Here is a 5,297-nt window from a genome sequence, read left to right on the forward strand (position 1 = left end):
AAATGTTTTAACTGTGCGAAAGCGAAGCGTCAGCAACAAATGTTTTAACTGTGCGAAAGCGAAGCGTCAGCAACAAATGTTTTAACTGTGCGAAAGCGAAGCGTCAGCAACAAAGCACCTAGTCGGAACGGAAATCAACCCCTCGCTGTGCCAAAGAGCCATAAGCTTTAGGACACATTTACTTACTTAGAATTGAAGACAAATTAAGATACTGCTTTTAAGCCTGCCACACCAATGATAATGGCGATGATACTAATAATTCGAGTCAGGTTTTTAGATTCACCGAAGAATATAATATTCACGAGAACAGCCCCAACTGTACCAATACCAATCCACACTACATAGGCAATGCTTAACTGTAGATAGTTAAAGGAGGTATATAAAAGCACAAAGGACATACCAAAGCCGCCCACATATATTAATAAATTACGTATAGTTTTGTTCTGACTATAAAAGCGTAAACCTACAACACCGATAATTTCTGAAATTGCGGCTAATAAAACAAGTAACCAGCCCATTATGCATTAGCTCCTTTCTTTTCATCATAATCTTTTGAAGGGTTATCAGCTAAATTAAGACCAATAACACCTAATACTAAAATAAACATGAAAATTCCTTTTATCGTATTAAACTCACCATCGAAAATAAAAATGTCCATTAATGTAGTACCAATTGCACCGACCCCTGCAAAAGTCGCATAAACTGTGCCAGTAGGTAAGTTTTCACAAGCCTTCGATAAGAAATGAAAATCCAACGCAATTAAGGACACAATAATAATCCAATGCCACCAAGCACCGGCAACATTAAAACCAAATATCCAAAACAATTCAAACAAACTAGTTAATCCAACATAAACCCAATCTTTTTGCATAGTTATTCCTTTCATTTATCCATGATTATGACTGACAATCAGTCATTTTTAGTGTAAAAGAGAACGTCACTTAGGCGTGACGTAAACCGAGTGCATGATGTAAAAAGTTGAGGAGCTCAAGCTTTTGAAGTCTAATTGTTTCTTCTTCACTGTCATCATACAAGTAAATTTGTTCAGCAGCAGATTCTACTAGACCGATAATAAGTTTAGAAGAACGTGTAGTGTTTAGAGATTCACGTATCGTTCCTTCTTGTTGAGCCTCGTATAAGAAATTATTCATCCATTCGTAATAGGGAGCATATATATTTTCCCATTCTTTCATATGCTCGGTTTGTGTAATACCAGCATAGATAAGTGCAAATACATCTCGATATTCCTCTGTTAGTGAAAATACAATATCTACTAACTTTTCAAGCCGCTTTGCAAAAGGCTCCTGTGTTGAAATACCATCGTTTATAGCAGCAATAATTTTCTCAACCATAACTTTTGCAATGGCTGGCATAACTGAAAGCCTTGATGGGAAATAAAGATAAAATGTCCCTTGCGCAATACCTGCAGCTTTTACGATATCTGAAACCTTTGTCTTTTCAATTCCTTTTTCACGAAAAACTTCAATTGCAGCTTGAATAATTTTCTCTTCTTTTGACATGGAATCCCTCGCTTTTAGCCTGCTTATTTATTATGTTACAAAATAGCTGAAATAAAGTCAACGAAAAATGACTGACAATCAGTCATTGTTTTCTGTGTATATATGTTTCTTATTTAGGGAACTTTATTCGTGAAAGGATTTGATGAAAATGGAAGAGATAAAAATTGCGCAACTAAATCAGCAACAGCTTGAAAGAATTAATGAGCTAGAAAAGAACATTGGGGTGACCTTAGTAGCCTATGATTCTTCAACGTTGCCATCACAAGGCTCGGGTGCCTTTGAGTCAAATAATAGCACTAACAGCAATCATCCATCATAATTACGAATAAAATGCCTTGCAGCAATGTGAGGTTTTTTTATTTCACTTAAAGAGTGGATAGGGGGTTACAATGATGCAGGATTTCTATGCAGATTTACATATTCATATTGGACGCACTTCAAGTGGACGTGCTGTTAAAATAACTGGCAGTAAAACGTTAACGCTAGCGAGAATTTTAGAGATTTCAAGCGCAAGAAAGGGACTAGAAATTATCGGGATTATTGATTGTCATTCACCAGAAGTAATGGATGAAATGGCAAAGATGATAGAACAGGGTAAACTGAAGGAGCTGGAACAGGGAGGACTTCGTTTTCAAGAAACTACACTTATTCCAGGTTCTGAAATTGAAGTATATGATCAGCGTTGCCTTGGACCCATCCATGTGCTTGCTTATTTTCCAACACTTTCGCTTATGAGGGAATTTTCAAACTGGATGTCTAATCATATGAAAAATATCCATTTAAGCTCTCAGCGAATTTATTGTGATGGGCTAACATTGCAGCAAAAGGTTCATGAATTAGGCGGTCTTTTTATTCCTGCCCATGTCTTCACACCATTTAAAAGTTTGTTCGGTAAAGGTGTACATCGTAGTTTAACAGAAGTTTTTGACCCTCAGCTTATAGATGCGATAGAGCTTGGGTTAAGCTCCAATACTGAAATGGTGAGTAACATTAGAGAACTACAAGCATATACATTTGTTAGCAATTCTGACGCACATTCACTTGGGAAAATTGCACGTGAGTATCAAAAATTGAGACTATCAAATGCAAATTTTACAGAATTAAAGATGGCGCTTCATGAGCAACAAGGTCGAGCAGTAACAGCCAATTATGGTTTAAATCCTTTGCTTGGTAAATATCATCAAACCGTCTGTGCAAAATGTGGTGAGCAGCTCAGCACCGCTGCAACAATTTGTACAAACTGTGAAAGCACGCAAATTATAAAAGGGGTTGCAACACGCATAAAGGAGCTTTCAGAGCAAGTAACTGATAAACGTGCACGACCACCATATATTCACCAAGTACCACTAGAATTTATTCCAGGATTAGGGCCGAAAATGATGGAACGATTAGTACAAGCATTTGGTACAGAGATGAACATCTTGCATCGAGTTACGCTAGAACAACTCGAACAAATCGTGCCACATAAAATTGCCAAGATGATTGATTTAGCAAGAACGGGGCAATTGGTAATTGAAGTTGGTGGTGGCGGCATTTATGGGAAGGTTCAGCTGGAATAAAAAAGGTTCATCACCATAGGCGCAGTTCACTGATCCCCAAGAAGTCGCCCAGCCGGAACGAAAACATGGCGTACATTTTAACAAACGTCATCCTAACTTTTGGTGATGAACATTAAAAATAATTACGCTTTTTTAGCCCATTTCCATCTCCTGTATATTAAAATAGTAATTAGTAAAATTTGGAGGAGTGAGGGTGTGCAATTATCAAAGAAATTTCGATTTTTAGCGGCTAGCATTCTGGCATGTCAATTAGTAGTACCAATAGGTGTAAATGCGGAGGAACAAAGAGACTACATAGCGCCAAGTTGGGTAGATCAAGCAGATTATGTAGCACTGGGTGATTCCTTAGCACATGGTATGAATGAGGTTGGTATGATCGGGTTAGGTTACACGGATTTTGTTGCACAATCTTTACAGCAAGATGGTTTAATTACTTCTTATAATAAGGGTTTTGCCAATTCAGGCTATACAACGAGTGATGTATTAATGGATATACAAAATAATGTGGAAAAGTCAGTGGTAGGATTCGGTTATCCAAGTGAGAAGGTAAAGGTTCACACATCTATTAAAGAGGCTGAAATTATTACACTAACCGTTGGTGCCAATGATTTAATACCTATTTTAGAAGAGTCTCAGACAACAGGCATTAATGCAGCAATGATGCTAAAAGCTTCCCAGGGAGCAATAAAAAATATTGCTGCTATATTAGAAGAAATTAAGAAGCTTAATCCGAATGCTCAAATTTATGTGATGGGCTATTATAATTCTTTTCCTTACTATAGTGAGGATGTACAGCAACAATTTAAAATGCTATTAAAAGTTATGAATGCAACGATAAAAACAACTGCTGAAAAAGCGAGTGCCATTTTTGTACCGACATACAATATTGTAGCAAAAGATGTTCCAAGCTATTTACCAAACCCTGATAATATTCATTTAAGTGAAGCAGGCTATTTAGCAGTAGCGAACGAGGCGTTTTTACCAGCGATTAAAACAAGTACGTTATGGGATGTATCAAAAACGATCCAAGCAAACATGATGGATAGTACAACGGTAAAATTAAGCTGGCAGGAAGCGAAGGATAATGTAGGTGTCACTAGTTACAAAGTATATGTAAACGGTAAGCTAACATTTACACAAGATGCTGCAATAAACGCTATAACGTTGGATAATTTAATAGCGAATACAGCATATACGGTAGCAATTAAAGCGGTTGATGCGGCTGGGAATGAAAGTGTTCAAAGTCCAACAGTTACTTTTACTACGGGAAGAAATTTAAGCTTTACTGATATAGAAAAGAATTGGGCAAAGGAGTTTATATTGAAGGCAGCTGAATTGGGTATTATGAACGGGTATCCAGATGGTACGTTTAAACCTGATCAATTTGTTACTCGTGCACAGGCCGCTTCGATGCTTGTTAGAAGTCTTGGTTTAACGACGAATGAACAGGCACCGTTTACAGACATTGCAATTTATGATGTCGGAACTCAGTCAGAAATTGCAGCAGCGTATGCACATGGGCTAATTAAGGGATCGGATGGGACGTTTAGCCCAGGGCTGCCAGTTACTCGCGCTCAATTAGCAGTAATGATTAATCGTGCTTATGAATATGAGAAAAAGCAATCTTATGCTGTGAAAGGGAAAGCCCCATTCTCTGATATTGCCTCTTACGACGAAGAAACAAAACATGCAATAACTATGTTATATGAGCAAGGTATTATTATAGGTAGTGAAGGGGGATTTGCACCCGAGGCTCCTACAAAACGAGGCCATGCAGCGAAAATATTTATAAATTTTAATAGTCTATTAAAGAAATGAAATCATTCAAGGTAGAGGTTGTGAATAGAAACCTCTACCTTTAGGCGTTTGCATATGTTATTTTTATTTCGATGGATATCTAGTACAGTTTAGGCGCTCATTATTAAAAGTTGGAGATAACATTAGTTGAAAAGTATGCCATATTGATAAGTTGATCTTCGTTACGGTTGGGGACTCCTTGAGGAGTAGGGATAGAGGAACGAAGGCTAAAACCATCACATCCTGTGATAACGCTTTCGTGACCAACATCGTGCCGCTGTCGCTACGTTAGCACTACGCTTTCGCGCAAAAAACATCTGTTGGCCCGACGCCCCCAGAAAGCTCTGTGCGAAAGCGAAGCGGCAGCAACAAATGTTTTAACTGTGCGAAAGCGAAGCGACAGCAACAAATGTTTTAACTG

6 protein-coding genes are annotated in these 5,297 nt (G+C 37.9%); 3 read left to right on the forward strand and 3 right to left on the reverse strand.

Translation table 11 applies throughout. The features are described 5' to 3' along the window. Window positions 1-203: 203 nt before the first annotated feature. The 3 genes from ABNX05_RS25885 to ABNX05_RS25895 all read right to left on the reverse strand — a co-directional run bounded on the left by ABNX05_RS25885 (window position 204) and on the right by ABNX05_RS25895 (window position 1,520). Window positions 204-518: a DMT family transporter gene (locus ABNX05_RS25885; protein ID WP_079563631.1), complete on the reverse strand. Its 315-nt coding sequence runs from the start codon at window positions 516-518 to the stop codon at window positions 204-206. Next, a complete protein-coding gene (locus tag ABNX05_RS25890) occupies window positions 518-871 on the reverse strand; it encodes a DMT family transporter (protein ID WP_349662319.1) in 354 nt (117 codons plus the stop codon). The genes ABNX05_RS25885 and ABNX05_RS25890 overlap by 1 nt, the downstream gene beginning before the upstream one ends. A gap of 70 nt (window positions 872-941) precedes the next feature. After that, the gene (locus ABNX05_RS25895) at window positions 942-1,520 is read right to left on the reverse strand and encodes a TetR/AcrR family transcriptional regulator (protein WP_349662316.1); all 579 of its coding nucleotides are present in this window, start codon (window positions 1,518-1,520) and stop codon (window positions 942-944) included. A gap of 148 nt (window positions 1,521-1,668) precedes the next feature. On the opposite strand from ABNX05_RS25895, the gene ABNX05_RS25900 reads away from it, so the two are divergent. The 3 genes from ABNX05_RS25900 (at window position 1,669) to ABNX05_RS25910 (ending at window position 4,897) form a co-directional block, all read left to right on the forward strand. Further along, entirely contained in the window at window positions 1,669-1,839 is a 171-nt protein-coding gene (locus tag ABNX05_RS25900) for a hypothetical protein (RefSeq protein ID WP_349662317.1), read from the forward strand. Between the two features lie 73 nt (window positions 1,840-1,912). Continuing rightward, the gene (locus tag ABNX05_RS25905; protein ID WP_349662320.1) at window positions 1,913-3,079 is read left to right on the forward strand and encodes an endonuclease Q family protein; all 1,167 of its coding nucleotides are present in this window, start codon (window positions 1,913-1,915) and stop codon (window positions 3,077-3,079) included. A 195-nt stretch (window positions 3,080-3,274) separates the two neighbouring features. Then, complete coding sequence (locus ABNX05_RS25910) at window positions 3,275-4,897, forward strand: S-layer homology domain-containing protein (RefSeq protein ID WP_349662318.1); 1,623 nt, start codon at window positions 3,275-3,277, stop codon at window positions 4,895-4,897. Window positions 4,898-5,297: the final 400 nt, after the last annotated feature.

The organism is Lysinibacillus zambalensis, from assembly GCF_040183165.1.
Classification (GTDB): Bacteria; Bacillota; Bacilli; order Bacillales_A; family Planococcaceae; genus Lysinibacillus; species Lysinibacillus zambalensis.

Bases quoted from the DNA above. Each gene is read 5' to 3' on its own strand.
- ABNX05_RS25885 (WP_079563631.1), bottom strand. From the start codon at position 518: ATGGGCTGGTTACTTGTTTTATTAGCCGCAATTTCAGAAATTATCGGT.
- ABNX05_RS25890 (WP_349662319.1), bottom strand. From the start codon at position 871: ATGCAAAAAGATTGGGTTTATGTTGGATTAACTAGTTTGTTTGAATTG.
- ABNX05_RS25895 (WP_349662316.1), bottom strand. From the start codon at position 1,520: ATGTCAAAAGAAGAGAAAATTATTCAAGCTGCAATTGAAGTTTTTCGT.
- ABNX05_RS25900 (WP_349662317.1), top strand. From the start codon at position 1,669: ATGGAAGAGATAAAAATTGCGCAACTAAATCAGCAACAGCTTGAAAGA.
- ABNX05_RS25905 (WP_349662320.1), top strand. From the start codon at position 1,913: ATGCAGGATTTCTATGCAGATTTACATATTCATATTGGACGCACTTCA.